27 protein-coding genes are annotated in these 24755 nt (G+C 44.2%); 17 read left to right on the top strand and 10 right to left on the bottom strand.

Annotated elements, in window-relative coordinates:
- The 6 genes from AB6E85_RS10605 (at position 1) to cydX (ending at position 6751) form a co-directional block, all read left to right on the top strand.
- Complete coding sequence (locus tag AB6E85_RS10605; RefSeq protein ID WP_372142686.1) at positions 1-1455, top strand: lytic polysaccharide monooxygenase; 1455 nt, start codon at positions 1-3, stop codon at positions 1453-1455.
- A 195-nt stretch (positions 1456-1650) separates the two neighbouring features.
- A complete protein-coding gene (locus tag AB6E85_RS10600; RefSeq protein ID WP_372142579.1) occupies positions 1651-2208 on the top strand; it encodes an MAPEG family protein in 558 nt (185 codons plus the stop codon).
- A gap of 122 nt (positions 2209-2330) precedes the next feature.
- Positions 2331-3761 (top strand): PLP-dependent aminotransferase family protein, encoded by a 1431-nt coding sequence (locus tag AB6E85_RS10595; RefSeq protein ID WP_372142577.1) that lies wholly within the window; start codon positions 2331-2333, stop codon positions 3759-3761.
- Between the two features lie 142 nt (positions 3762-3903).
- On the top strand, positions 3904-5490 hold the full coding sequence (locus AB6E85_RS10590; RefSeq protein ID WP_004734905.1) for a cytochrome ubiquinol oxidase subunit I: 1587 nt from the start codon (positions 3904-3906) through the stop codon (positions 5488-5490).
- Positions 5491-5502: 12 nt separating this feature from the next.
- A complete protein-coding gene (gene cydB / locus AB6E85_RS10585; RefSeq protein WP_248401343.1) occupies positions 5503-6639 on the top strand; it encodes a cytochrome d ubiquinol oxidase subunit II in 1137 nt (378 codons plus the stop codon).
- A 10-nt stretch (positions 6640-6649) separates the two neighbouring features.
- On the top strand, positions 6650-6751 hold the full coding sequence (gene cydX / locus AB6E85_RS10580) for a cytochrome bd-I oxidase subunit CydX (RefSeq protein WP_017083482.1): 102 nt from the start codon (positions 6650-6652) through the stop codon (positions 6749-6751).
- Positions 6752-6862: 111 nt separating this feature from the next.
- Here cydX and AB6E85_RS10575 read toward each other — a convergent pair whose 3' ends face one another.
- From AB6E85_RS10575 to AB6E85_RS10565, 3 genes are all read right to left on the bottom strand, one after another.
- Positions 6863-7096, bottom strand: a complete 234-nt coding sequence (locus tag AB6E85_RS10575; protein WP_248401342.1) for a hypothetical protein — start codon at positions 7094-7096, stop codon at positions 6863-6865.
- Positions 7097-7155: 59 nt separating this feature from the next.
- Positions 7156-7875 carry a hypothetical protein gene (locus AB6E85_RS10570; protein ID WP_372142574.1) on the bottom strand — a complete coding sequence of 240 codons (720 nt, stop codon included), beginning with the start codon at positions 7873-7875 and terminating at the stop codon, positions 7156-7158.
- A 98-nt stretch (positions 7876-7973) separates the two neighbouring features.
- Complete coding sequence (locus tag AB6E85_RS10565) at positions 7974-8813, bottom strand: LysR family transcriptional regulator (protein ID WP_017078016.1); 840 nt, start codon at positions 8811-8813, stop codon at positions 7974-7976.
- A gap of 193 nt (positions 8814-9006) precedes the next feature.
- On the opposite strand from AB6E85_RS10565, the gene gntH reads away from it, so the two are divergent.
- The 5 genes from gntH (at position 9007) to AB6E85_RS10540 (ending at position 13087) form a co-directional block, all read left to right on the top strand.
- Positions 9007-10632, top strand: a complete 1626-nt coding sequence (gene gntH, locus AB6E85_RS10560; RefSeq protein ID WP_086970082.1) for a guanitoxin biosynthesis MBL fold metallo-hydrolase GntH — start codon at positions 9007-9009, stop codon at positions 10630-10632.
- 125 nt (positions 10633-10757) lie between these two features.
- Complete coding sequence (locus AB6E85_RS10555) at positions 10758-11273, top strand: hypothetical protein (protein ID WP_248401340.1); 516 nt, start codon at positions 10758-10760, stop codon at positions 11271-11273.
- A 179-nt stretch (positions 11274-11452) separates the two neighbouring features.
- Positions 11453-11962 carry a hypothetical protein gene (locus AB6E85_RS10550; RefSeq protein WP_372142573.1) on the top strand — a complete coding sequence of 170 codons (510 nt, stop codon included), beginning with the start codon at positions 11453-11455 and terminating at the stop codon, positions 11960-11962.
- 170 nt (positions 11963-12132) lie between these two features.
- Positions 12133-12312 (top strand): hypothetical protein, encoded by a 180-nt coding sequence (locus tag AB6E85_RS10545; RefSeq protein WP_017095358.1) that lies wholly within the window; start codon positions 12133-12135, stop codon positions 12310-12312.
- 286 nt (positions 12313-12598) lie between these two features.
- Positions 12599-13087, top strand: coding sequence for a GNAT family N-acetyltransferase (locus tag AB6E85_RS10540; protein ID WP_050052538.1), 489 nt, complete (start codon positions 12599-12601; stop codon positions 13085-13087).
- A gap of 145 nt (positions 13088-13232) precedes the next feature.
- Here AB6E85_RS10540 and AB6E85_RS10535 read toward each other — a convergent pair whose 3' ends face one another.
- Positions 13233-13808, bottom strand: a complete 576-nt coding sequence (locus tag AB6E85_RS10535; RefSeq protein WP_017059167.1) for a nucleoside triphosphate pyrophosphohydrolase family protein — start codon at positions 13806-13808, stop codon at positions 13233-13235.
- Positions 13809-14021: 213 nt separating this feature from the next.
- Between AB6E85_RS10535 and AB6E85_RS10530 the strand changes: the two genes are divergently transcribed.
- A complete protein-coding gene (locus AB6E85_RS10530) occupies positions 14022-15092 on the top strand; it encodes a diguanylate cyclase domain-containing protein (protein WP_048611392.1) in 1071 nt (356 codons plus the stop codon).
- A 28-nt stretch (positions 15093-15120) separates the two neighbouring features.
- Here AB6E85_RS10530 and AB6E85_RS10525 read toward each other — a convergent pair whose 3' ends face one another.
- Together AB6E85_RS10525 and AB6E85_RS10520 are read right to left on the bottom strand one after the other, a co-directional pair.
- Positions 15121-15687, bottom strand: a complete 567-nt coding sequence (locus tag AB6E85_RS10525) for a DUF1415 domain-containing protein (protein ID WP_372142572.1) — start codon at positions 15685-15687, stop codon at positions 15121-15123.
- Positions 15688-15772: 85 nt separating this feature from the next.
- Positions 15773-16972, bottom strand: coding sequence for an MFS transporter (locus tag AB6E85_RS10520; protein ID WP_372142571.1), 1200 nt, complete (start codon positions 16970-16972; stop codon positions 15773-15775).
- A gap of 110 nt (positions 16973-17082) precedes the next feature.
- Here AB6E85_RS10520 and AB6E85_RS10515 point away from each other — a divergent pair, with 110 nt between their 5' ends.
- Complete coding sequence (locus tag AB6E85_RS10515; protein WP_372142569.1) at positions 17083-17955, top strand: LysR family transcriptional regulator; 873 nt, start codon at positions 17083-17085, stop codon at positions 17953-17955.
- An 89-nt stretch (positions 17956-18044) separates the two neighbouring features.
- Here AB6E85_RS10515 and AB6E85_RS10510 read toward each other — a convergent pair whose 3' ends face one another.
- Complete coding sequence (locus AB6E85_RS10510; protein ID WP_016786183.1) at positions 18045-18281, bottom strand: glutaredoxin family protein; 237 nt, start codon at positions 18279-18281, stop codon at positions 18045-18047.
- Between the two features lie 137 nt (positions 18282-18418).
- Here AB6E85_RS10510 and AB6E85_RS10505 point away from each other — a divergent pair, with 137 nt between their 5' ends.
- Positions 18419-18916: a YgjP-like metallopeptidase domain-containing protein gene (locus tag AB6E85_RS10505; RefSeq protein ID WP_004734935.1), complete on the top strand. Its 498-nt coding sequence runs from the start codon at positions 18419-18421 to the stop codon at positions 18914-18916.
- 4 nt (positions 18917-18920) lie between these two features.
- Positions 18921-20222 (top strand): 23S rRNA (adenine(1618)-N(6))-methyltransferase RlmF, encoded by a 1302-nt coding sequence (gene rlmF, locus AB6E85_RS10500; RefSeq protein WP_372142567.1) that lies wholly within the window; start codon positions 18921-18923, stop codon positions 20220-20222.
- Between the two features lie 88 nt (positions 20223-20310).
- Here the strand turns inward: rlmF and pilW are convergent, their stop codons facing one another.
- Positions 20311-21078, bottom strand: coding sequence for a type IV pilus biogenesis/stability protein PilW (gene pilW / locus AB6E85_RS10495; RefSeq protein ID WP_372142565.1), 768 nt, complete (start codon positions 21076-21078; stop codon positions 20311-20313).
- Positions 21079-21246: 168 nt separating this feature from the next.
- Positions 21247-22188: a homoserine O-succinyltransferase gene (gene metA, locus AB6E85_RS10490; RefSeq protein WP_017066439.1), complete on the bottom strand. Its 942-nt coding sequence runs from the start codon at positions 22186-22188 to the stop codon at positions 21247-21249.
- 275 nt (positions 22189-22463) lie between these two features.
- Between metA and AB6E85_RS10485 the strand changes: the two genes are divergently transcribed.
- Together AB6E85_RS10485 and AB6E85_RS10480 are read left to right on the top strand one after the other, a co-directional pair.
- Positions 22464-22832 (top strand): ATP-binding protein, encoded by a 369-nt coding sequence (locus AB6E85_RS10485; RefSeq protein ID WP_372142564.1) that lies wholly within the window; start codon positions 22464-22466, stop codon positions 22830-22832.
- Between the two features lie 78 nt (positions 22833-22910).
- Positions 22911-23333, top strand: a complete 423-nt coding sequence (locus AB6E85_RS10480) for a DUF3859 domain-containing protein (RefSeq protein ID WP_019824122.1) — start codon at positions 22911-22913, stop codon at positions 23331-23333.
- 108 nt (positions 23334-23441) lie between these two features.
- Here AB6E85_RS10480 and AB6E85_RS10475 read toward each other — a convergent pair whose 3' ends face one another.
- The gene (locus AB6E85_RS10475) at positions 23442-24548 is read right to left on the bottom strand and encodes a M20/M25/M40 family metallo-hydrolase (RefSeq protein WP_017059177.1); all 1107 of its coding nucleotides are present in this window, start codon (positions 24546-24548) and stop codon (positions 23442-23444) included.
- Between the last annotated feature and the right edge of the window lie 207 nt (positions 24549-24755).

Below are 24755 nucleotides of genomic sequence, written 5' to 3'. Positions count from 1 at the left end.
ATGCTATCCAGCGTGCCATCAGTGGCAAATGCTCATGGCTGGTCTGAGTTTCCAAGTGCGCGTCAGAACACGTGTTACGAGCAAGGCGGGATTTGGTCGGGTACACCACCTAATGCTGCGTGTGCTCAAGCAAAAGACATTTCGGGTTCATACCCATTTGTTCAACGTAACGAATACGCTAAAAATGTGCAGGATTTCAATAACATCAATGCTGTAAAAGCGGCGATTCCTGACGGCACGTTATGTTATGCCAATGATTCGCAAAAACGCGGTATGGGTGCGCCTCATACTGGTTGGACTCGTACCGAGCTAAATACTGGTACGTTTGAATATGTATTCAATGCGACTGCGCCACATAACCCTTCTTTCTGGGAGTTCTACCTAACGAAACCAAACGCAGACCTAAGCAAAGGCCTAGCGTGGGGAGACTTAGATCTTATCCAAGAAGAGGGTAACGTTCCGGTTAATGGCGGGAAGTACCGCATTAATGTCACTATTCCTTCAGACCGCTCTGGCGATGCGATTCTATTCGTTCGCTGGCAACGTAATGATGCTGCGGGCGAAGGCTTCTACAACTGTTCAGACATCACTATCGCGGGTGGCACAACCCCTCCACCAGAGCCGGGTCCAGAGCCCGATCTAGTACGTGGTGATCTGTTTGTTTCAGACCAATTTGGAACGCCAGAAGTTGGTGACACAGTTAAGTACGACATCATCAACAAGTATGGTGAAGTAGCGCGCAGCTTCGACATCGTTATCGACGCTTCAAACGTTAACGATTGGGCTCGTTTGTTGGCTTCAGAAATCAATGGCTGGCACGAAGAGTTCAAAGATGGCGCGATCTTCATTGGTGACTGGCATGCTGAAATGCAGCACTACATGTACTTCCAAAACGATCCTTCACGTAACTTCTTCAACTCAAAAGATAGCCGTGCTTCTGGTCAGTTAACGCTGATTGATGGTGGCGACGGTGGTGTTGAACCATTGAAAGGTGACATCTACGAACTAGTGAAGAGTGACAACGTAGTGAATGCTGGCGATAAGGTTGTGATTGCAACAAGCGAAACGGCGACATTGACTCAAACTCAAGGGTCTTCAGTAAGCATTCAAAATAACGGCACGGCTTCTATCGTAGTTGATACCACTGGCGTCACTGCAAACGAAACTTTATCGTTTATGGCTAGCTCGATTGAAAGCGACAGTGTTGAAACCTTCACGTTTGAAGTGATTGCTGATGACGGTGGCGTAACACCAGACCCAGATCCAACGCCGGATCCTGATCCGACTCCTGATCCAGACCCAGGCACGTGGGACTCATCAGCAACTTACCTTGGTGGTGAAGTCGTGACTTACTCGAATCAGTCATGGAAAGCACAATGGTGGGTTCAAGGTGGTACAAATCCTAAAGCGACCTACGAAAATGACAAATGGGGCGTTTGGCGTCCAGCGAACTAATTTAACTATTGTTAGTTAATTAGCCTTGCAGTAATAACCAAGACACCACACTTTTTGACGAGTGTGGTGTCTTTTTCATTTGAAAGGCTTAATCAGCGAAATAGGTTTGATTTTTATTGGTTTTATCCTTTCATATAGTAAAAGAGCGTCACAAACATCGACGGGTTGATAGGTAATAATGAGTAAATTTGTTCAATGGATGGCGAGGGTTTTATGGAACTAACCAGTAAGCAAGTTGGAGTCTTTAAGGGAATGGCGTTGGCTATGCTAACCGCCATTGTTGCAATCTGGGTAGCCATCGTTTTAGACCCGTTCAATTACGCCCAAGCCAGCTTGCTACAAGATAGGGTGACTGTTTTAGGGCTGTGTCTGATACTACCGACCTTGATGTTAATCGTCTCTATTGGACGTTTAGCCAAGTTTCGCTTCTTCAGCCCAGAAGATATCGATGGCAGTGGGTTAACGTCTGGAACAAAGCAAGCCCTAATGCTGCAAAGCTTGCTTCAAAATACCTTAGAGCAACTGGTCATCGCATTTGGTGTCTATACCGCGTGGTGTTTATTAATGCCTTTTGCTTGGTTATCGGCGGGGCTCGTGTGTTCAGTGTTGTTTTTTATTGGGCGTATCTTCTTTTTCAAAGGCTACAGTCATGGAGCTCCGGCAAGGGCTTTTGGTTTTGCGTTAACCTTCTATTCAACGGTAGTGCTGTGCTTAGTATTGGTGGTCACTCAATTGATATTCGCATTAAGTTAGTTAGACGCTTTGCTAAGGGGCTGCCCGCTTTAAACTAAGGCAAATGAATTTCGATTAGGGCAGAGTACCCCTTTGCCTGTAACATGATGTGTTTACTATCTTCGAACACGAAAGACTTTTTGATGAAAAAATCACAGATACTCGCCAATACAATTAAGAATCAGATAGAACAAAATATTTGGTTGAGTGGTGAGAAGATCCCATCAATTAGAGATGCTTGTAAGCGCTATAAACTCAGCATCGAGACGGTACTGCAAGCCTATCAGCAGCTTGAAGACCAAGGCTATGTGCGCTCAAAGCCTAAGTCTGGCTATTTCGTGTTACCGCGCAGAAATGTATTCACCTCAGAACACACGCAACAAAAAGCCATCAAGCCGTATCCTGTTAAAATCAGTGACCTGCTATACGATGTACTTCAACGAGCCAAAGACCCTAGCATCATTCCACTTAGCTCGGCATTCCCTGATCCCGCCTTGTTTCCCCATCAAGCACTGTCACGCAGCTTAGCTAATGCCAGTCGCCAAATGCCCGACAACAGCATGCTCACCAATTTACCTCCAGGCAGTGAAACACTTCGCAGGCAAATTGCCCAACGCTATCAAGTTCAAGGTTTAAACGTACTGGCAGACGATATTGTGATCACTTCTGGGGCGATGGAGGCACTTAACTTATGCCTGCAATCCTGTACCGAACCGGGTGACTTAGTCGCGATAGAGTACCCTGCGTTTTATGGTGTGTTACAGACCATAGAAAGGCTAAACCTCACTGCTGTTGAGATTCCAACAGACCCGACAACAGGGATTGATTTAGATGTGTTGGAGTCGGTGTTCGCTTCAATGGACATCAAAGCGTGCTGGTTTATGACAGAATCGCAAAACCCAGTGGGTTATTCGATGAGTGATGGAAACAAGCAGCGATTGGCCGAGTTGGTGAACCAACATAAGACCCCGATGATCGAAGACGATGTGTATCGAGAACTTCATGTTGGCAACCAAAGCTCATTGCCTGCTAAAGCCTATGACACCGGCGAGCAAATCATGTTGTGTGGTTCGTTTTCCAAATCATTGTCACCGGGCTTTCGAATCGGTTGGGTAGTCGCAAGGAAACAAGCGCTAAAGATACAGAGATTGCAGCACCTTTCGACGCTCTCAAGCAGTATTCCTATTCAACTTGGCTTGTCTCACTACCTAACGTTTTATAGTTATGACAACCATCTTAAAAAACTTCGCAAGCTTTTGAATGAAAGGAAGAAGGCACATATTGCATTGTTAGAATCTAGCTTACCTTCAAGTGCGATGGTAAATAAAAGCCAAGGTGGTTACTTCATTTGGATTGAACTGCCTCACTCTGTTTGTGTTGAGAAGTTGTATGAACTAGCCCTTGAACAAAACATCTCTGTCGCACCGGGAATCATATTCAGCAGTGACAAAAAGTTCTCTCATCACATTCGTCTCAACTGTTCGTACGCTTGTGACGACAAAATAGCAGAAGCCATTCAAACATTAGGCGGCTTGATTCAGACAATGGAATTGCAAGCCAATAGTTGCAGCTAAATTCTGACCAGTCGTTCGTCTAATAAGTAAATCTGTTCTGTTTTTTAACAATCAATCTGTTCTAGTTTGGTTCGTGAGAACTGTGCTGAAATACGCTCCAATTCTTAATATGAAAGCCATCATTATGATGTTTGGAGCTTAAATGTTTGATGTAGTTGAATTGTCGCGTTTACAGTTTGCGCTAACCGCTATGTTCCACTTTCTTTTCGTCCCTCTGACTATCGGTATGTCGTGCTTACTGGCGATCATGGAGTCGATCTATGTACTCACCGGTAAACAAATCTATCAGGACATGACCCGCTTCTGGGGCAAACTGTTCGGCATTAACTTTGCCTTGGGTGTCACGACCGGTTTAACCATGGAGTTCCAGTTCGGCACCAACTGGTCTTATTATTCTCACTATGTCGGCGATATTTTCGGTGCACCTTTAGCCATCGAAGCGCTTGTCGCATTTTTCCTAGAATCCACCTTTGTTGGATTATTCTTCTTCGGCTGGGAAAGGTTATCTAAACGCCAACACCTTGTAGTGACTTGGCTGGTGGCTCTGGGTTCGAGCTTCTCTGCACTGTGGATTTTGGTTGCCAATGGTTGGATGCAAAATCCAATTGGATCAGAGTTCAATTACCAAACCATGCGTATGGAGATGACCAGTTTTGCCGAAGTGGTGCTCAATCCTGTCGCACAAGTTAAATTCCTGCATACCGTGGCATCAGCGTATACCTGTGGGTCAATGTTTATCCTTGGTGTGAGCTCTTACTACTTGCTGAAAGGTCGTGACGTTGCTTTTGCAAAACGTTCTTTTGCTGTCGCAGCTTCGTTCGGCATTGCTTCTATTATCTCGGTGATCGTATTAGGTGATGAGTCGGGCTATGAACTGGGTGACGTTCAAAAAGTAAAGCTGGCCGCTATTGAAGCTGAATGGCACACAGAACCCGCACCTGCAGCGTTTACCTTGTTTGGCTTACCAAACCAAGAAGAAGGCAAAACCGACTTCGCGGTCAAAATCCCTTATGTGATGGGAATTATTGCGACGCGATCTCTGGATGAGCAAGTCACTGGCCTTCATGACCTACGCGACCAACACCTCGTCCGCATTCGCAACGGAATCATCGCTTATGAATTGCTAGAGCGTTTACGAGCTGGCGACACCTCTTATGAGACGGAACAAGCCTTTGATCAAACCAAGCACGATCTCGGCTATGGCTTATTACTTAAGCGTTACACCGATACCGTAACCGATGCGACTGAACAGCAAATCCAACAAGCGGCAGATGATTCCATTCCAACTGTCTGGCCACTTTTTTGGTCATTCCGAATCATGGTGGGCTGTGGTTTCATTATGTTGTTTGTGTTTGGTGCTGCCTTCCTGCAAACCTACCGTAAAAACATTACGCAAAAGCCTTGGTTACTGAAAGCGGCGCTATGGTCGATTCCATTACCTTGGATTGCCATTGAAGCTGGCTGGTTTGTTGCGGAATACGGCCGTCAGCCTTGGGCAGTAGGTGAAATCCTTCCTGTGACGGTCGCGGCTTCTTCTCAAACCGTTGAAAATCTGCTTACGTCTCTTGCTCTCATTATCAGCCTATATACCGTATTCATCATTGTTGAAAGTTACTTGATGATTACCGTTGCTAAAAAAGGCCCAAGCAGTTTAAAAACGGGTCGCTATCACTATGAACAAAATACAACTTCACTTGAAGCCAAATTGGCACAACAAGTTCAACAATAAGGTGACTGACTCATGTTCGAATATGACACATTGCGTTTAATTTGGTGGGTTCTGATTGGTGTACTGCTGATTGGTTTTATGATCACCGATGGTTTTGATATGGGAGTGGGGGCGTTGTTACCGTTTATTGGTAAAACGAACGTTGAAAGACGAGTCATGATTAACTCCATCGCGCCCCATTGGGACGGCAACCAAGTGTGGTTAATTACCGCAGGTGGTGCGTTGTTTGCGGCTTGGCCTCTTGTTTATGCGACATCGTTTTCAAGCCTTTATGTAGCTATGTATGTGGTGCTTATCTCACTGTGGTTACGTCCTTTGGCGCTTGAGTATCGAGCAAAGATCGACAGCGATCAGTGGCGACAAGTATGTGATTTAGCAATCTCGTTCTCAGGCTTCTTCCCGCCTATCTTGTTTGGGGTGGCGTTTGGCAATTTGATGCAAGGCTTACCTTTTACGCTTAATAGCTTATTGATGGTTGAGTACCATGGTTCGTTTATCGATTTGATTAACCCATTTGCGCTTTTGTGTGGTCTAGTCGGGTTGTTGATGGCGCTGTTACAAGGCAGTGCTTGGTTGATGATGAAAACCACAGATGCAGTGTACAAAAAGGCAAGAAGGGTGACGCAGGCGAGTGCGGTACTTGTTGCGTTCCTTATGGTGGTTGGCTGTATGGCGATTAACCATAGTGATGGCTATGTGATAGTCAGTGCGATGGATCATAGCTCGGCTTCGAACCCTTTGAACAAAGAAGTCATCACACAAACAGGCGCTTGGTTAACCAACTTCGATACGTACCCTTGGATGTGGTTTGCACCGATCGGCAGCGTGACCATTCCATTGCTGGCTTTGATTGGCGCAAGGTTGAAATGGGATGCGATTGCTTTTATAAGTTCAAGCCTGACTAATGCTTGCATCATCTTAACGGCGGGTTTCTCGATGTTCCCGTTCATTATCCCGTCTAGCGTTAACCCGAGTAATAGCCTAACGCTGTGGGATTCAACATCGAGCGAACTGACCTTGAACATCATGACAGGCGTGGCGTTTGTGATGGTACCTATCATTCTGTGTTATACCGCGTTCAGTTATCGAACCATGTTTGGACGACTCGATAGTGAGTATGTCGAACGTAATGGCCACTCACTGTATTAAGGAGTTTCTCATGTGGTATTTTGTTTGGATATTGGGCTTATTCCTAGCCTCTGCATTTGCAGTTTTGAATGTTATCAGCCTAGAGAAAAGTGACTCAGAAACGGAGTCTTAATCGCTGAGCAAAGCTCTGTAAGAAGATAAGAGTTATATAGAAAACAAGAGCTATATAAGAAGACCAGAAGCGTGAGTTTCTGGTCTGTTAGTTTTGTAATGTGTTGACGAATTATTCCAGAATAAGGTTTTCTTTAATCTCATCGTTAAGATACCTCTGATCAAAATCTGGTGTCATGAATTCGACGAAGGAAGAGTCTAGATAGCCGGTTTCTAGATAACTCGGCTCTAGATAATGGAAATCTAAGTGATCAGCACTTGCGTAGGTGGGAATCGCAGAAAACAAAACGATACTGATCGCTGCAGCGATATTAATGACTTTGTTACGTTGAAGAGTCATTTTCATAGTAGTGCCCTCGAAAGGTGGGCAAATCCATCTGCCTATGAGAATTGAATCTGAGATGTTTAGAAGTCGTAAGACAAACCAAGTGTGATGATGCTGTCGTTGTCGATCGGGCCCATCGACTTACCGTCTAAGTAAAGGTCACCTTCGTTGGTGTTGAAATAGGTGTATTTCACGTAGGGTGTCCAGTCGTCGATGCTCTTAGAGAGAACGACTTCGTGTTCATTGGTACGATAGTCGCCTTGATGAAAGATAACGTTGTCATCGTTGTGGGTAAACCCGCCATTGGATCCATCACTGTTTTCGTGAGTGTATTGGTAAGCTAAATCCCAACCGGCGAGTGAGTACCCCGCACCGGCGATGAACTTATTGGTGTTGATCGTGGTATCGCTTAAATTCTCGAGTACTTGCCCTGACTGGTTATATCCCAATCCACTGAATACATTGAAGTTGTCGTTTACTTGATAATCAATAATACCTTCGATTAATAACTCTTCACCGTTGTCCCATTTACCGAGTTCACCGTATAGGTTGAACGTGAAGGACTCGCTGATGTGAAAGTCGTGGCCGTAACCCGCTGCTAACCAACCTTGGTCATCAAAACCTATATAGACTTGTCCATTTTCTGAGGTATCGATTAATGCGCCAGCTTCTGTGGTGTAGACACCGTTATCAGCAGCATTAGAGGCAACGTTTTGTTCGATGTAAACTTGAGTCGAAGTCGCAAACGCTGCGCTGCTGAGTAACGTAAGTGGTAGAGCAATAAGGTTAAGCTTTTTCATGGATTCTCCAGTGTCGTTCTATTGAATTAACTTGCTGGAGAGTATGTGATTAAACTGAATTTATATTAATAGGGTTAACTTTAGTTAAAACCTCAGTTTCATTTATGTTTTCTTAATGCTGACTTGATTGCTTCACGGGTTTTGATGTGTTGCTCGTCGTTAGCATAACGGCGGTGATAGAGCATTCGAAACGTGAGCGGTTTTAATTTGATAGGGATAGGGTGAACGCGTAAGCCAAGCGCTGGTGCGAGCATTTCTGCAAAAGAGCGAGTAGAAGCGGCGATGTAATCTGTCGTGCTTGCCAAAATCAGCATGCTTGAAATTGAGCTGGTTTCAATTCTGACTTTTCTCGGCTCGATATCGCTCTCTGATAAAAACTCGACCGTGTTCATGTTGGCGCGTTTGATCTTGAGTGCAATATGTTCCTCTTGGAAATACTCCTCTTTACTCAGTGTCTCACCAATTCGAGGGTGGTTGATTCGAGTCAGACACACGGGCTCCTCATCGACGATGGTTTCTTCAATCAATGAGTGTTTCTTACTCGAAAGTACATCAATGACGATATCCACTTTTTGTGCAGTAAGCGCATCAAACAGTTCTTCCTCTTCGAGCGGCGCTTCCGTAAAGCTTACGCCTTCAACCTGGCTAACGAAATGAAGCAAGCTCTCTGTGCAATAGACTTTAAGGTCATTCTTTTGCTGCTCAACCGTTCCAATGATGTTCAATGGGTCTTCTATCTTATTAGCGAGTGATACCGCTGCTCCAGTGGGCGCGATACCTCGTCCTTCTCTCACAAATAAAGCCTTGCCCACGACACCTTCGAGTCTCTTAATAGCCGCGCTTACCGCGGGTTGAGAAATATCGAGCTGCTCTGATGCCACGGTGATAGAGCTGTGTTTGTAAACGGCCAAAAATGTCGTCAGTAGATTAAGGTCCAAATTCAGTTCCCTCTATTCTTATTGCCACTCATTCAAATCATTGTGGAGTCACTATTAACTCATAAATGAAATGGAGGTTTTAAGTAAAGTTTACACTATATATCAAGGTTCTGTTTATTAATAAACTTGTTTGCATCGGAGTGAGGAAGGAACTTCATTCATTTACTAAATACTCAGACCGATAGGTGAAACTATGAGAACTTTCGCAAAATTATCAATCATCTCTACAGCAATGATCATCACGACAACCGCTTTTGCTGCTGACCCAATGATGCAATACAACACCAAGCAGACTAACTCTGATATTCAAAAACTCGAGAAATTTGAATATCACGAGGGTGAAACCCTTGAAGAGTATCTGAGCAGTCAACCTAAGGGGAACTTGTACTCTTCAGAAGAAGAGGTGCTCTCTGTGTTAATGGGCGGTGTAAACAATGGTGACTATCGCAAAGAAACCAATTCAGGTTGGAAAGAAGGCCTGATGTTTGAGGGCATTGCACCTTATGGCGATCACATGGTGTCTGGCGCCAACTGGTTCCCACGCACTGAAGAAGTTCAACCGGATGAAATGCGCGTCACGTTCATGGGGACATCACCAATGATTCGCCCGGGGCAGGCAAACACCTCGATATACGTCGAATTGGGTAACGGCTCTAACTTTGTCTTTGATTTAGGTGAAGGATCAATTGCGAACTACGTAGCGGCGGGTGTCGCGATGAATGAACTCGACCATATCTTCATTACTCACTTACACGTAGATCACTACGGATCATTACCTTACCTGTATCAATTTGGTGGTTGGAATGGTCGCTGGGAAAAGCCGCTTAACATTTATGGCCCGAGTGGTGCGACTCCAGAATATGGCACTCGTCATATGATTGAAGGCATGCAGCAAATGTTGAACTGGCACACCGATGCATTTGATGTGTTCCCATCAGGCAACGACATAGTGGTACACGAGTTTGATTTCCGCGACGACGGTGGCGTTATCTATGACCAAGACAATGTGGAAGTGATTCACTGGCGACGCAGTCACGCAAAAGATGGTGCGTCTGGTTACCGCTTGAATTGGACTCAAGATGATGGTCGAGTGCTTTCATTTGTTTGGACAGGAGACGGTCGCCCAACTGAGTTGGATTTGAAATACGCAAAAGGTGCAGACTTGTTCATTACTGAATTGCAAACCGAAACGTTTGGTGTGTCTTCGATTATTCAAGGTGTGCCGCCATTCTTAGCACGTTACACCGTTGATACTCACCATACACCAGCGTACGCGGCGGGTTATGTGGCCAATGAAGTACAACCGCGTTTGTTTATGACAACGCACATGACATTCGACCCATATCTCAATGAGGAAACCGTTGCAGAGGTTCGCCACCATTGGCAAGGGCCTTACCACTTCGGTGCGCCAGATGGCATTGTCGTTAACATGACTAAAGATAACGCGTGGGTTCGTGAAGGTATTTTACCTGATTTCCCGAATGCACGAGCGCCACAATTTGATATGGCCGATGGGTCTGACTTTAGAATCCCGTTGCCGAAAAACAGCCGTGAAGACATACAAGAACAAGAGATTCGTGATTTAGAGCTGGATCCGAAACTGTACTACCCAGAAGGCTACCATCCAGAGCTGTTAACTGAGTGGCCAGTCGACCGTGACATCGTGATCCCAGCTGAACAAGTACCAGAAGCAATGAAGCAAGGTATGAACACCAAGCAAGAATACATGGATAGAGTGCGTGCTCACCACAACCTTGAGCGCAAGTCGGTAAGTCGTCCAACTGAGCCCGGTGAAGGAGCAGGAACCGACAACAAATAGGGTATTTGTAGTGAGGGCTGATGTGCCCTCACATCCTAAAAACTTAGGTAAACAAACCCATTCTATTACTCAACCATAAAAATCATTGCTAGCAACATCTTTGCTTAGAATATCTGGAGTTCATTATGAAAAAATCAATTTTAGCGGTCGTCATTCTATCTTTAGTGGCAGGTTCTGTTTTCGCTAACGGGCAATCAAATGCCCACAACTATCAACCTGGTGCGACGAATAACTCAGAACGTTTAGCGGACATTGATCCCAACTACGAACTGACCTTACCTTCAGAAAAAGAAGGCTACACCATGTATGACAACCAATACATGTCAGATGGCGGCACCTACACAACGTATGTTAAACCGAACCCTTCCGATGCAATGCATGTTGCCGATGAAGGCTCGCTAAAAATAACGCACGGTGAAGGTGGAGGCATTATGACGGAATACACCACAAAGAATGGGCAACACACGTTTTCAGTGATGTGCGGCTACACCTCGGGCCCATCATACTGGGCTGACGGAAAACCAGCGAAGGTATGTGAAGAGGCGCAAGCATTGGCGGTTGCCTTGGAAGCCAAGGGGCAATGGGAGATGAAGCAGATGGCTTACACCATCGCGCCAGCAAGAATCGTGGTTGATAAGTGATTTTTGTCTACAGAACGCTCTTTATATCGAGCCTCGTTATCCAATCATATTGATTATTTGTAGTGAGATGAGAGACGGGCTCAGGCTGAAATAGTCCTGACGTTCCCATCCGTTCATCTCACTAAAAGCTAAGCCAAGCAACTAATCAAATTGTTCTCTCAAATTTAGAAGGTCTATCCATGAATAACACTATTAAACTACTGGCTATCGCATGTGTTTTACTTACTCCAATGCTTGTAGCCGCTGCTGAACATAATCACAGTCACAATCATTTCAACCCTGCACTAGAACAACTTGGTGATGACATTATTGGTCTAACTGTGTGTTACAAAAATGGTCATCTCTCTGATGAAAACCAAGAACCTGCTTTCATGAACCTTATCAACCACGCCAATGTGGAAGGAGAGGAGTTAGGGATGTTCTACATGGACAAGTTGGGCCCTAAAGCCGAGCAAATCATGAGTGATGATGAGGCTCGACGTTTATGGACTGAAGATTATTGTGCTGATTTGACTGATACCTATTTGGATTCAGACAAGTTAGCTCAAAGAGCAAATGAACATCAAGGTCATTCCCACAGCCACGATCATGGCCATCACCATAATCATGACCACCATGAAGTTGGCGATTTAGCGCCAGAGGTGCTTGAGCAAGATATTGAGAGAGGGCGTTTACTCAGTATCAACTAAGCCCAATAAAATAAGCGTACTTACTTTGTTACCTCTTGGCACAAAATGGTAAGACTCGAATCGAGCGAATGACTAGAATTATCTCAAACGAAACAAGTGAATTAGGGCGGATTCTAGTCACTTTATCTTATTCGAATGGTTGCTTTGAAAGCTCGAAAGAGGATTATTTTATGTACGAACTAACACTGATTCTAAGTCTAATGATGGGTGGCGCTGATAGCACAGCAGAAATGGAAGTTAACACCCAATTTACGACTCTTGAGCAATGTAATGAAGAAGGCGCAGCGCTAGCTGAGAAGCTAAATGCAACAGACCTTAAAGTCATGCAAGTTCAATGTGAGCGTGATTAATCAAGAGAGCTAGTTAAACAATATGGGCACATACCTTTGTGTCCATATCACATCAACATAATAACCTAGTCTTTACTCTCTCCATCGGAAACTTTCCGTTAGCCACTACAAGTAAAAGCATATTATTAATACGCCTTCGTCAAAATACTGTTTCCCTCCACTTGCTAATTCCTTAATTTGAAACAATTTCATCTAACCTATTGTTAAATATTTACTATTTGATAGTGTGTCTAGGTGCACATTGAGGATGTGTTTCATATTTAGCGAAGAAATATTAGGAGTTGCGATGAGTATTATAGTGAGACGGTCTGAGCCGTCAGATGCGAAGGGAATAAAAGAAATTTACGAATGCACTAATGCTTATACCGGTACGCTGCAACTCCCAAATCCATCTCTGGAAAGCTGGCAAAAACGAATCTCTAATATGCCTGACAACGTGTACTCGTATGTCGCGATGATCGACGATGAGATTGTTGGTAACTTGGGAATGGAAGTGTGTGTAAACCCTAGAAGACGACATGTGGCTTCATTTGGTATGGGTGTTAAGGACGATGTGTTAGGCAAAGGCGTTGGTAGCCAACTGCTCGCAACAGCAATCGACTTGTGTGATAACTGGATTAACATCAAGCGAATGGAGTTGACGGTGTATACCGATAACGAAAGAGCGATCAGCCTGTATAAGAAGTTTGGTTTCGTGATTGAAGGAGAGTCGGCAGGGTTCGCTTTCAGAAACGGCGAATATGTGGCGGCTTATCATATGGCGCGACTGGTATAGCACTTAGTTAGCTACAATTAGCTCACAGCTACGATTAACGCACAGTTAGAATTGACTGACAGATAATAAAACGCCACGTTATTTAAACGTGGCGTTTGCTATTCAAATTAGCTGAAGCTTTTAACCGCTTCAGTCTTAACCTTATTTAAGCCGTTAGTGGCTCAAGGTTCGCAGGACGGTAGTGTACTGATTTTAGTACCTTACCTTGGCGAACCGTCTTGCCTTCCGATACGAAATCTTCCGCACACTTAGCGATGATATATTCGCCTTTTTGAACCGCCATCAGCTTGATGTTTTGCTCAGCATAGAAAGCTTCTGTTTCAGCGTATTCAGTTTCGTTGCGACATACCTTGCTCATGTTGCTTGAATGTACTTCGTCCCAGCAAGGTAAGAAGTCAATTGAGCGGTTTTTAGAAACATTCAACAGTAGGTCGATCAGGTAGCTGATTGCTAGGTTGTCTTCAACCTTAGCTTGACCAAGGTGAACCAAGCGTCCCATCAAAACATAAACGCTGTCTACAATAGCGTCCGCTTGTTCGATTTTAGAGTCAGCTTCTGCAAGTTCTGTTAGTTCTTCGATCGCTAGAGAGGTGTGTAGCGTATCGCCTTTTTCGTCCATTGTTTCAGGAGCAGCAACAGGCAGATCAAAAGTACTGCGGAACTCTTCAATGTCGCGGTAAAGGTGATCGTAGATTTCTTGGCTTAGTTGAGAAAGGTTCATTTTCCTATCCATTCTGTTTCGTTAATGGATTATTTTACCAAAGCTAGGAATAGGGTGCTAACGCAAAGTCGAAGAAGTCGACTTTTATTCATTGGACCAATGAGGTATTTTGCATACAAACTAATTGATTATTATGTTTTTTTACACTTTACTCTTCTTAATATACCAAATATTAATGTTGCCATTAACTTCAGCAGCAGCGGAATCCCATTTATGAACCAAGCCAGTGAAAGCGAAATTGTTATACGCCGCTTGTATCAAATCACCAATGATTATCGAAAGGGCTTCGATATTCAGATCGCTCAGCTGCTTATTATGGGGCTTGAACGCTTCAACCTTGATATTGGTATCTTATCGAAAGTCGATGGCAATGCTTACGTTGTTGAACATTGTGTTACGCCTGAAGGGGTTGAACTCAATAGCGGTGATACCTTCGATTATCGTTCAACCTATTGCGAAATTACCTGTAAATCGATTGGCCCTATCTGCATTGAGCATTGTGGCAAACACGATAAGTATGCGAAGCACCCTGCTTACCAGTCTTTTGGCTTGGAGTCTTATATTGGGGTTCCTATTTTCGTTAATGATGAGCTTTATGGCACCTTAAACTTTTCAAGCCCGGCTCCTTATCATCGTGAGTTCAAAGAGTTCGATGTCGACGTGATGAGACTAATGGCATCATGGATCGAAGTGGAGCTGGTTAGAAGACAGCAAGAACGAAAGCTAAAAGAGCTGAATGAGAAGTTAGAGTACCAAGCTCTGTATGATCCTCTGACACACTTGCCAAATAGACGTTGCTTGTTCAAAACATTGAATGCGGAAGTGGAGCAGTTAAAAGGGTCTTTAGGAAAGGGAACCTTGGCTGTTGTCGATATCGATTTCTTTAAACAGGTCAACGACATCTATGGCCACCAAATGGGTGATGTTGTCTTAAAGAAAGTGGCGAACGTGCTGAGCAATAACACTCAAGAGGGTGAGTTTGTCGCGCGTTTTGGTGGTGAAGAGTTCATTCTTTGGTATCCAAATAAAACACCAAGTTGTGTTGAAGATAAGTTCATGACTCTTTTGCAAGAGATGAAGAAAATCACACTGGATAGAAAGCCTGTCACTATATCAATCGGTGCGTGTCATTTTGAGTTGAGTACAGGGGATACCAAAGGAGAAAGGATGTCGGCGTTAGATAAGCTCATCAAAGTTGCCGATGAATGCCTGTATATTGCGAAACAAAATGGACGAGATCAGTTTATTTCTCGTCCATATCATCAAGAGCGCTCAGGAATATGAGCCATCATGTTAGCGATTAACTGAACTATTAACTGAACAGGTAAGGGAACAGTTTACGGCGTTCTTCTGGCGTTAAAGACTCGACTCTCGCGATGTTGGTATCAGGAATCGCTTCAGGGTTAGGGTAGTGCTTCAACACCTTTTCCATGCTCGCTTCACGAATCAAATGGTAAACCGGATACGGTGAGCGGTTAGTGAGGTTTTCATCGTCTTCAGGATCCGCACCACCAAAACAATAGTCTGGGTGGAAGGTTGCTACTTGGTAAATGCCTTCCCAATCTTCTTGCTTGATCAACGCTTCAATCCAATCAATGAACATGTTGTAGTCGAAAAAATCTTGCAGCATGTTAGGCACAACCACCAAAGTCGTCTCTAATTCGGCGACTGGCGTGTTATCTAACTCTACGAAATGCGTCATGATGTCTTCCAACAACGTTTCTTCCGTATTTGCTTCACTCACAAAGATCTTAATCTGTTTATTACGTTGTGGCTTGGCTGCGAATGGACACAGGTTTAGGCCAATAACGACATCGTCTAACCATTGTTTTACTTGGTCGTGGATGGTTTGAAGATCTGTGCTTTGAGTGTTCGACATAACAGGTTCCGAAATGAAATTTTGCGTAGGATATCAGAACGGACGTTAATCAAAAGCAATAATTGAGTTACAAACTCAGTCGCAGTTATGCTTGTGCGAGTTTGGACGCCGATACTTGTAGCTGTTTCAACTGGTAGACCCAAGCAAATATCGCGACATAGAAGATCGAGCCGCCTGCAATCACGCCACTCCAACCGAACAGTTGCCAGCAATACAAGAGTAAGAAACCACCTAAGCTCCCGCCAATATAATAGTGAACCAAGTAAAGTGCCGTTGCTGTCGCCTTAGCGCTCGATGCTTTTTGACTCACCCAAGAGTAGGCAAGAGTGTGGGCAAAGAACGCACCGCCACTAATCAATAACAAGCCAGCTAACATGAACGGGACTTTATCGACGGCAGAAACCAGCATTCCGATTAAGCTAATGCACACGCCCATCAATATTCCGTTTAACGGTTCAAAACGAAGTGTCCATTTGTTGGAGAGCTTAGAACTCACCGTACCGGCCAAGTAACATAAGAATATCAGCGAAGCTAAACCCACAGGCACCGAGTGAGGCGCAGATACTAGCCTAAAGCCCATTACTGAATACAGGTTAACGAACAGAGCAAAGTTAGCACCCCCAATCAGCATAGCGAGCCACAGTGTACGGTTTTTTAAGTGCATCACAACCGAGCGGTTATGGTGAAAGAACAGGCTTTTCTGTGGTTTGAAGTTTTGTTGGTCAGGCAAGCTATACGCAATATAGAGTGCGCCAAGCAAAGAGCCGACAACGAAAAACAAAACTGTCGCATGCCAATCGAAATAATCCGTAATCAAGCCACCCAATACACGCCCGAAGATACCGCCTAGTGAGTTAGCCGCAATATAACCACCAATCGCGACTGCGAATGCTTTGGGTGATAATTCTTCGACCATGTAGGCAACCGCCACGCCTGCAAAAGCAGCAACGGCAATTCCCATGAATGCTCTAGCAATAACAAGCTGTAGTAGGGTGGTCGTGAACACCATGCTCAGCCCAATTAGTGGGATAGCAAATAAGCTGAACAGAATGATGGGTTTTCGACCAAAGGTTTCAGAAGCGATTGCCCACGGCACCAAGCTGATGGAAAGCCCAAGTGTTGTTGCAGCAAACAGCCAGTTGATTTGAGTTTCAGATACTTGGAAGTGCTCCGCCATGTGCGGCAAGATGGGCTGAAAGAGGTAAAGGTTACAGAAAATGATAAACGAGCCAATCGCCAATGATTGGGTGATGCGTTTGTATTGAAGACTGCCTTTATCAAACATTTACGTTGTGCCTGCACGAGTTAGTAAGCTATTTGTGAACAAGTTATCAGCACAAGTGTGATTAAAGAAATATATTAAAAATATCACCTCTATATATTTAATATATCGTTATGCTTGAATCAAAACCACTTCGACATTTTCTGGCTGTTGCGCAGTTTGGTAATTTCACTCAGGCCGCCAAAGCGCTGCATATCGCTCAGCCCGCATTGAGTATCTCCATTAAAAAACTCGAACAGACGCTTGATTTGATTCTATTCCGTCGCGGAGATAAATCCGTCACCTTAACGGAAGAGGGAAAGGTACTGTTTGAGCATGCCAAGCGAATCGCCCAGCAGTTCGATGATGCTCAACTCGCGATGAACGAGTTAAAGGGGCTAGAGAAAGGCGAGGTTCGATTAGGCGCTCCAAGCATGATGGGCAGTTATTTTTTCCCGCAAGTTGTGATGGCATTTAAAAGCCAATACCCAAACCTAAAGTTGACCTTGATTGATGCTGGCACCGCTTCTATTCGTGAAATGTTGTTAAACGGCGAACTTGATATTGGCGTAATCAACCATGAAAACGTGCCTGATGATCTTGAAACTGACCACCTGTTAAGCTCAGAAATGTTAGCGGTCGTTGGCAAAGATCACTCACTCGCAACGCAACCATCCATCACATTTGAAGAATTTTTTGCTCAAGAGCTGATCATGTTCAAATCAGGCTACTTCCACCGTGATTTTATCGATGCGACTTGCAAGAAGTACAACCTAGACATGACCATCGCCTTCGAAACCAATTTATTACCGATGATTCTTTCTATCGTGAAGCGAGAGTTTGCCATTACTGCGCTGCTTAGCTTGGTGACAGAATACGAGGAAGACGTAGTAGGCGTGCCATTTAAAGACCCTGTGAAGCTGAACCTATCTTTGGCGTGGAGAAAGGAAGGGTATCTGTCAAAAGCAGACCGAACCTTTATCGACTTCGTTAAGCGGTATGTGTGATTTAGAATGCAATAGACAAAACAAAGCCCGAACATCCTAGGTTGGACATTCGGGCTTTGTTTGTAGAAATATAAATCTCTTAAATCACGTTAAGTGTTCTTTGAGTTATACATCTTATCGAAGTTCTTCTGATTCCAGCCGACCATCACTTGATCGCCGATCTTTAGCACGGGGATAGAACGAGCACCCATCGCTTGCAATTCTTTACGACCACGCTGCATCTTTGCATTCGTCAGGCGGTAAACAATTTTCTTAGAGTCTAAATACCTTTGGGCATCTTTACAGTGCGGGCATTTGTCTGCGACGTACAATACAACACGTTTCATTTTTTCATTCTCTTGGTGAATCTCGCTAAAGTGTAACGAATCCTAGGTGATTAGAAAAGTGTGATCAGTTACACTATGCGGCTCAATTTTCAAGACCACAACGTATTGTCGTGGTGTAACTTGTACGGTCTTTCAGCATGCATCCTTCTTTACGCTATATACAAGGCTATCCTAAGCACATTCTTGATCCTGTGACTCAACTTGTAGAATCGGGTAAATTGGTGCCGTGGTTTGAAGCTCGCTACCCAAAGAATCATGAAATCAAAAGCGAGAAAGCCCTGTTTGACTATGCGATTGAGATAAAAAATCGCTACATGAAAAAAACACCACCGATCAGCAAAGTGATTTACGACGGTAAGATACACCTAATCAACAATGCGTTAGGTCTTCATTCTTACGTTGCGAAGAATCACGGTGGAAAGATCAAATCAAAGAATGAAATTCGTATCGCCAGCGTTTTTAAAAATGCACCAGAACCTTTGCTAAGAATGCTGGTGGTACACGAACTGGCGCATATCAAAGAGAAAGAGCACGACAAAGCCTTTTACCAACTATGCTGTCACATGGAACCGGAATATCATCAACTTGAGTTGGATGCCCGTTTATTCATGATGTATTTAGATTTAAAGAAGTAGCCTAATGAGCCAATCACAAAACAGAACGACGCTAAGCCTGTCGAAAAACAGTACTTCATCAGCAAAAACAAAAGACAACCAAGCTAAAGAAGGCAACGACAAGCGTATTTCTACAAAGAACACATCTGATAAAAGCCGCAAGAATAGTGTCCCTAAAGGTGCTGGTAGTAACAAAGCAAAGCGACCTTTTGCAAAAGACAGCAAAGGTAAACCGGGTTCGAATAAAGGGTCATCGAATAAGGGTTCTTTCAATAAAACGGCTTTTAACAAAAGCGCAGCCCAAAAAAGACGTTCGGCTGAAAAACCTCAAGGTGGATTACACCCAAGAAACCAGCACACTGGTCGTTATGACTTCGAGTTGTTGGTTGCAGCCTTGCCCGAGCTAAAAGAGCATCTGATCAAGAACCCAGTGGGTGAAGACACCATTAATTTCTCTGATCCATTGGCCGTTAAGCTACTCAACAAAGCTTTGTTGGCGCATCACTATGGCGTTAAACATTGGGATATTCCTGCTGGTTACTTGTGTCCGCCAATTCCTGGTCGTGCAGACTACATTCACAGAGTGGCCGACATCCTTAATAGCGATGGCCAAGGCGAACCCTATAACCACGCGTCTGTGAAAGCACTAGATATTGGTGTTGGTGCAAACTGTATCTACCCAATCATTGGTGCGACAGAGTATAAGTGGCGTTGTACAGGAACTGATGTCGATTCAGTCTCAATCAAAACAGCGAACTTCATTGCTGAAAGTAACCCTAATCTAAAAGGTAAGATCCGCGCTCGCCTACAAGCTGACTCTGAATCCATCTTTAAGGGCGTGATTAAGGATAATGAACGTTACGATGTCACTATTTGTAACCCTCCATTCCACAGCTCTCTTGAAGAGGCGGAAAAGGGCTCACAACGTAAACTGGATAATCTAGCGGCAAACCGTGCTAAGAAAGCCGGTCAGTCATTCAAGCCTGAAACGAACAAGAAGCCAGTTAAGTTAGATAAATCAACTAAGCAAGCTAAACCAACCCTAAACTTTGGTGGTCAAAAAGCCGAGCTTTGGTGCCCAGGTGGTGAAGCCGCTTTCATTATGAAGATGGCGAGAGAGAGTCAACTTTTTGCAACTCAAGTCTTGTGGTTTACGACATTGATTTCTAAGAAAGACAACGTCGATATGGTTCGTTCAGAGTTGGGTAAGCTGCGAGCGAAACAAGTGAAAGTCGTCGAGATGTCACAAGGCCAGAAGGTGAGTCGATTTATCGCATGGACCTTTATGGACGATGAACAAAGACAAGAGTGGATTGCGCTCAAATAGCCGCTGCACTTAGTTAAGATATTAAGCTGAAATGACGTACGGGCTGTTGTTAACGCAACAAGCCCGTTTTTTGTGTTATGCCTATACGCTAAGCAGAAAGCAACTCATCTAACTTGCTCTGATATTTCTTCTCAAGAGCTCTGTTACCTGCTTTATTTTCGAGATCGACCAAGATTTGAAGCGATGGAATTTGATAGCCATAACGCTGGTGGAATTTGAATAAACGAAGTCGAGCTTCATTGTAATCGGCGTCACTCACTTCAATCTTTGAAAGCTGTAGTATCGATTTTACGCGGTTTGGATCGTGGTCAATTGCTCTGCTGAAGTAGTACTTCGCTTGGTCTGTATTGCCAGCCTTAAATGCACAAAACGCGGCGTTTTCATAACTTGCAGACACCAAGTAATAGTATGGTTGGTCGATTGCGCGATTGAAGTACTTATCGGCTTGTTCGTATTCGCCTTGTTTACACAAGAAGGTACCGTAGTTGTTCAATACATTACCGTTTCTTGAATCAAGACTGAGAGCTTTACGGTAAGTGGTTCTCGCTTCGTCTACTTCGCCCACTTGTTCGTAATAATGCGCCATTGAAAGCCGAGCACGGTAGTAGCTAGGTGCGTGCTTAATCGCGAGCTCTAGGTTTTCACGCGCTCTCACCATATTGCCTTGTCCCATATAGCCCAAACCTAATTCGATTCGAGATTCTGACATCGCGATAGGATCACTTTCAATCTTTGGCGGACCTTCAGTGACAGAGACACAACCGACCAACGAAAGCAAGGCGAGTAGTATTACACTTGATAACGAAATGCGGCGGGATAACGAAATCGGATTTGAGAATGACGGCTTGGCAGGCATGTGAAGCTCCTTATGAACACCAACCCATCATATGAAATCAAACCCATTGAAGTGGTAAATCTATTATGGAATGCGACCCACACACCATAAAAAAACCGCGTTCAATTCGTCGTTTTATCAACAACATATTGAACACGGCTTATGTGTTTGTGAATCGGAAGAAAGAACTTAATCGTCTTTGGTAAAGTTGTCTTCGCTGAAATGATCCAGATCGTAAGGCGTTTGTTGGTAAACGCAGTAGTTTAGCCAGTTTGAGAACAACAAGTGTCCGTGGCTACGCCAGCTTGCAACTGGTTTGTTGTCTGGATTGTTGTTCGGGTAGTAGTTGATTGGAATCACAGGCTCCATGCCTTCACCCAAATCACGAATGTATTCATTGTGCAGCGTATGAGAGTCGTACTCAGGGTGACCGGTGACAAACACGTTCCGTTTATCTTTAGTCGCCGCTAGGTATACGCCCGCAACATCCGAAGTCGCAAGAACATCAAGGTCAGTATGTTCCGCTAAGTACTCTTGAGAGAAGTCCGCATAGCGAGAGTGCGGAGCCAAGAATGTATCGTCGAAGCCACGTAAAATAGGGTGGTATGGGTTATGTATCTCGTGGTTGTAAACACCAGACAGCTTCTCTTTACGAGTGCGTTTTGGCAAATCATACAGTAATTTCAAACCAGCCTGAGCCGCCCAACACACGTATAGAGTTGAAGTAACGTGCTTGTTTGCCCATTCCATGATGGTTTTCAGATGGTCCCAGTAGATCACATCTTCAAATTGAACCAAGCCAAGCGGCGCACCAGTGATGATCAATCCATCAAAGTTTCTTTCTTTGACCATTTCAAATTGACGGTAGAAGTTATCAAGGTGTTCAGTCGGTGTGTTTTTGCTTGGTCGGTCATCAATGCGCAGCAGCTCTACATCAACTTGCAACGGGCTGTTTGATAGTAGGCGTAAAAATTGAGTTTCAGTTTCAATCTTCTTCGGCATTAGGTTGAGGATCAAGACTCGAAGTGGACGAATTTCCTGTGTCGATGCTCTTGATAACGGCATAACGAAGATGTTTTCTTCACGAAGAACATCGGATGCTGGCAATTGGTCTGGAATGCGAATAGGCACAGCTTTCTCCCTAAGCTAGATATGTAGACGTCTATACATCTAAATCTATAGTAGTTTGATACGCTTGTCGATATGCAAAATGGATAGATGTAAATTATTTGTGTTTTCTATCAGAAGCAATCCACGCGCTTCGAGGGGAGCCTCATTGTATTCAGTGATTATCTGAGTCGTGTGTAAGTACTTGGTTTTCGTATGCTGAGCAAAGTCAGTTATCAGAGCAACTCGTTACTATTTACGATAAACTCATGTTTTCGAATTAGCCTGTAAAGTGACAGATGAAGTTAATACTCATTCGAGGGTTGCCCGGCTCTGGAAAATCAACAAAAGCAAAAACCTACGATGCATTGCATGTTGAAGCCGATATGTATTATGTGAATGAGCAAGGTGAGTACCATTTTGACCCTAGGCAGCTGCAACAAGCTCATGAGTGGTGTCAAAACACGGCTGAAAATGGATTAAAGCAAGGGCTTGATGTGGTGGTTTCGAATACCTTTATTAAGCATTGGGAAATGAAAGCCTACCGCCAACTTGCACTCAAATATAAAGCAGAATTGGTTATCGAAGTGTGCCGAGAGCAATATGGCACAATTCACGACATTGAGCCGTCAGTGATTAAGCGTATGGCGAGAGACTGGCAAGAATAACCTCGTTCTTCCTCTGCTTGCGTGGCTGAATGGCAAATAGAATTAAATTAATAGAACAACTTCAAGGTAACGATTGAAATGGCAAAGCGCTCTGTTGTGGTCGACATGACTTCTTATGGTATCTATTCCACATGGGATTCCAAATCTAAAGATCTTCCAAAAATCCAAGAGTTCACCACCACCGTTGATGCTGAAATCGACGTAGAGTTTGGCTATATCTTGAACATCAAAAAAGCCAAAGGGGAGAAGATCCGTTACTGCATTTATCACCCAAACATCACCACAGACAAAGGTGAAGTGCTCGAACCGTTCGATGGTGAAGAATATGTCGGTAACAATGACTGGGATTTCTACTTAGGTGACACTATCTGGGCCCCAGTCTCGAACAAGTTAGGCAAATGGCGCATGACGGTTGAGCTAAAAGGCAACATCATTGCTGATAAGACATTCGACCTCGTAGCAAAAGACGAAGGCCAATTCTGGAAGCGTAGGGGTTTTTAGGTTCGACCTTCTATGTTCACCTAAACAGCAAAAAGCCGAGCATCGTGTTGATGTCTCGGCTTTTTGTCATTTGCTAGGCAGTAATCGCCACCTAGCTTATTAGTCAGATTATTGAGTTACGTAAGCCACAACAAACTCAGTGATAGCGACCATGTCTTTCACTGCAATGTACTCTTCAGTGGTGTGAACTTTCGCCATACCAGTAGAAAGGTTAACCGTTGTTAGACCTTTTGCGTTGAAGTTGTTTGCATCGCTACCGCCGCCAGTGCGTTTAGTGTTCGCTGTTACGCCAAGCTTCTCAAACGCTGATTTGATAGAAAGAATGTGCGGGTGATCGTCTGCAATAACGAATGCATCGTAAGCACGAGTAGATTCGATTTCTACTTCAGCGCCGAACTGCTTAGCACTTTCTTGGAATGTAGAGATCATGTGCTCAACTTGAGCTGTTAGCTTTTCGCCGTTTAGAGAACGTGCTTCAGCCACAACTTTAAGCTCTGGCATTACGATGTTAGTCGCTTGACCGCCTTCAACAATACCAACGTTTGCTGTCGTTTCTTCATCGATACGAAGTAGGTTCATCTTAGTGATTGCGTCTGCAGCAACTTGAATTGCGCTGATACCTTCTTCTGGCGCTAAACCAGCGTGAGCAGGGCGACCTTTGATTTTAGCAACAATCTTCTGCTGACCAGGCGCTGCGTTTACGATAGTGCCAATTGGGCCGCCTGTATCAAGTACGATTGCGTGCTCAGATTGAATGTAAGACATATCGAAGTTTAAAGAGCCGAACAGACCGCCTTCTTCGAATACAGTAAACGCAATCTCAATAGTTTTGTGCTCTTGGCCTTCAGCTTTGATGCAACGAACCGCTTCCATTATAGCTGCGATACCAGACTTGTCGTCGCCACCTAGAATTGTGTTGCCTTTTGAACGGATAATGCCGTCTTCGATGATTGGCTCAATGCCGATGCCTGGCGTTACTGTGTCCATGTGGCAGCTGAATACTGTGCTACCTGGAAGAGTGCCATCTAGACGAGCGTAGATGTTGAAACCGTTAGATACTTCTTCAGGAACCGCCAGTTTGTGAACTTCAAAACCTAGTTCACCGAGTTGCTCAGCCAAAGCTTCAGCAATCGCTTTTTCGTTACGAGATTCACTATCAATTTTCACTAGATCGCAGAAATGTTCTACAAGACGTTGTTCATTAATTTGGGTCATTGTTAATTCTCATTATGCTTCCGCTTGTTCAAAAAGAAGCCGCGGAGGTAGGAACAGGAAAATCACTATAACGCCAATGAGCTAGATGATTGTCTGAGTTAAATCAAGAAAGTTGCCTGATTATTCTAATTAATGAGAAAAACCCAACCCAGATCTACCAGTGCGCAGGATTTTAATCTGTATATCTGTCGGGTATAATGTTTGACC

Source organism: Vibrio sp. 10N.247.311.51, from assembly GCF_041467855.1.
Lineage (GTDB): Bacteria > Pseudomonadota > Gammaproteobacteria > Enterobacterales > Vibrionaceae > Vibrio > Vibrio coralliirubri.
Note: the sequence above shows the minus strand (reverse complement) of the source record. Positions and strands in the feature narration are given on the sequence as shown.

Excerpts from the sequence above, each read along its gene's own strand:
- AB6E85_RS10605 (WP_372142686.1), top strand. The coding sequence starts at position 1 with ATGCTATCCAGCGTGCCATCAGTGGCAAATGCTCATGGCTGGTCTGAG.
- AB6E85_RS10600 (WP_372142579.1), top strand. The coding sequence starts at position 1,651 with ATGGATGGCGAGGGTTTTATGGAACTAACCAGTAAGCAAGTTGGAGTC.
- AB6E85_RS10595 (WP_372142577.1), top strand. The coding sequence starts at position 2,331 with ATGAAAAAATCACAGATACTCGCCAATACAATTAAGAATCAGATAGAA.
- AB6E85_RS10590 (WP_004734905.1), top strand. The coding sequence starts at position 3,904 with ATGTTTGATGTAGTTGAATTGTCGCGTTTACAGTTTGCGCTAACCGCT.
- cydB (WP_248401343.1), top strand. The coding sequence starts at position 5,503 with ATGTTCGAATATGACACATTGCGTTTAATTTGGTGGGTTCTGATTGGT.
- cydX (WP_017083482.1), top strand. The coding sequence starts at position 6,650 with ATGTGGTATTTTGTTTGGATATTGGGCTTATTCCTAGCCTCTGCATTT.
- AB6E85_RS10575 (WP_248401342.1), bottom strand. The coding sequence starts at position 7,096 with ATGAAAATGACTCTTCAACGTAACAAAGTCATTAATATCGCTGCAGCG.
- AB6E85_RS10570 (WP_372142574.1), bottom strand. The coding sequence starts at position 7,875 with ATGAAAAAGCTTAACCTTATTGCTCTACCACTTACGTTACTCAGCAGC.
- gntH (WP_086970082.1), top strand. The coding sequence starts at position 9,007 with ATGAGAACTTTCGCAAAATTATCAATCATCTCTACAGCAATGATCATC.
- AB6E85_RS10555 (WP_248401340.1), top strand. The coding sequence starts at position 10,758 with ATGAAAAAATCAATTTTAGCGGTCGTCATTCTATCTTTAGTGGCAGGT.
- AB6E85_RS10550 (WP_372142573.1), top strand. The coding sequence starts at position 11,453 with ATGAATAACACTATTAAACTACTGGCTATCGCATGTGTTTTACTTACT.
- AB6E85_RS10545 (WP_017095358.1), top strand. The coding sequence starts at position 12,133 with ATGTACGAACTAACACTGATTCTAAGTCTAATGATGGGTGGCGCTGAT.
- AB6E85_RS10540 (WP_050052538.1), top strand. The coding sequence starts at position 12,599 with ATGAGTATTATAGTGAGACGGTCTGAGCCGTCAGATGCGAAGGGAATA.
- AB6E85_RS10535 (WP_017059167.1), bottom strand. The coding sequence starts at position 13,808 with ATGAACCTTTCTCAACTAAGCCAAGAAATCTACGATCACCTTTACCGC.
- AB6E85_RS10530 (WP_048611392.1), top strand. The coding sequence starts at position 14,022 with ATGAACCAAGCCAGTGAAAGCGAAATTGTTATACGCCGCTTGTATCAA.
- AB6E85_RS10525 (WP_372142572.1), bottom strand. The coding sequence starts at position 15,687 with ATGTCGAACACTCAAAGCACAGATCTTCAAACCATCCACGACCAAGTA.
- AB6E85_RS10520 (WP_372142571.1), bottom strand. The coding sequence starts at position 16,972 with ATGTTTGATAAAGGCAGTCTTCAATACAAACGCATCACCCAATCATTG.
- AB6E85_RS10515 (WP_372142569.1), top strand. The coding sequence starts at position 17,083 with ATGCTTGAATCAAAACCACTTCGACATTTTCTGGCTGTTGCGCAGTTT.
- AB6E85_RS10510 (WP_016786183.1), bottom strand. The coding sequence starts at position 18,281 with ATGAAACGTGTTGTATTGTACGTCGCAGACAAATGCCCGCACTGTAAA.
- AB6E85_RS10505 (WP_004734935.1), top strand. The coding sequence starts at position 18,419 with ATGCATCCTTCTTTACGCTATATACAAGGCTATCCTAAGCACATTCTT.
- rlmF (WP_372142567.1), top strand. The coding sequence starts at position 18,921 with ATGAGCCAATCACAAAACAGAACGACGCTAAGCCTGTCGAAAAACAGT.
- pilW (WP_372142565.1), bottom strand. The coding sequence starts at position 21,078 with ATGCCTGCCAAGCCGTCATTCTCAAATCCGATTTCGTTATCCCGCCGC.
- AB6E85_RS10485 (WP_372142564.1), top strand. The coding sequence starts at position 22,464 with ATGAAGTTAATACTCATTCGAGGGTTGCCCGGCTCTGGAAAATCAACA.
- AB6E85_RS10480 (WP_019824122.1), top strand. The coding sequence starts at position 22,911 with ATGGCAAAGCGCTCTGTTGTGGTCGACATGACTTCTTATGGTATCTAT.
- AB6E85_RS10475 (WP_017059177.1), bottom strand. The coding sequence starts at position 24,548 with ATGACCCAAATTAATGAACAACGTCTTGTAGAACATTTCTGCGATCTA.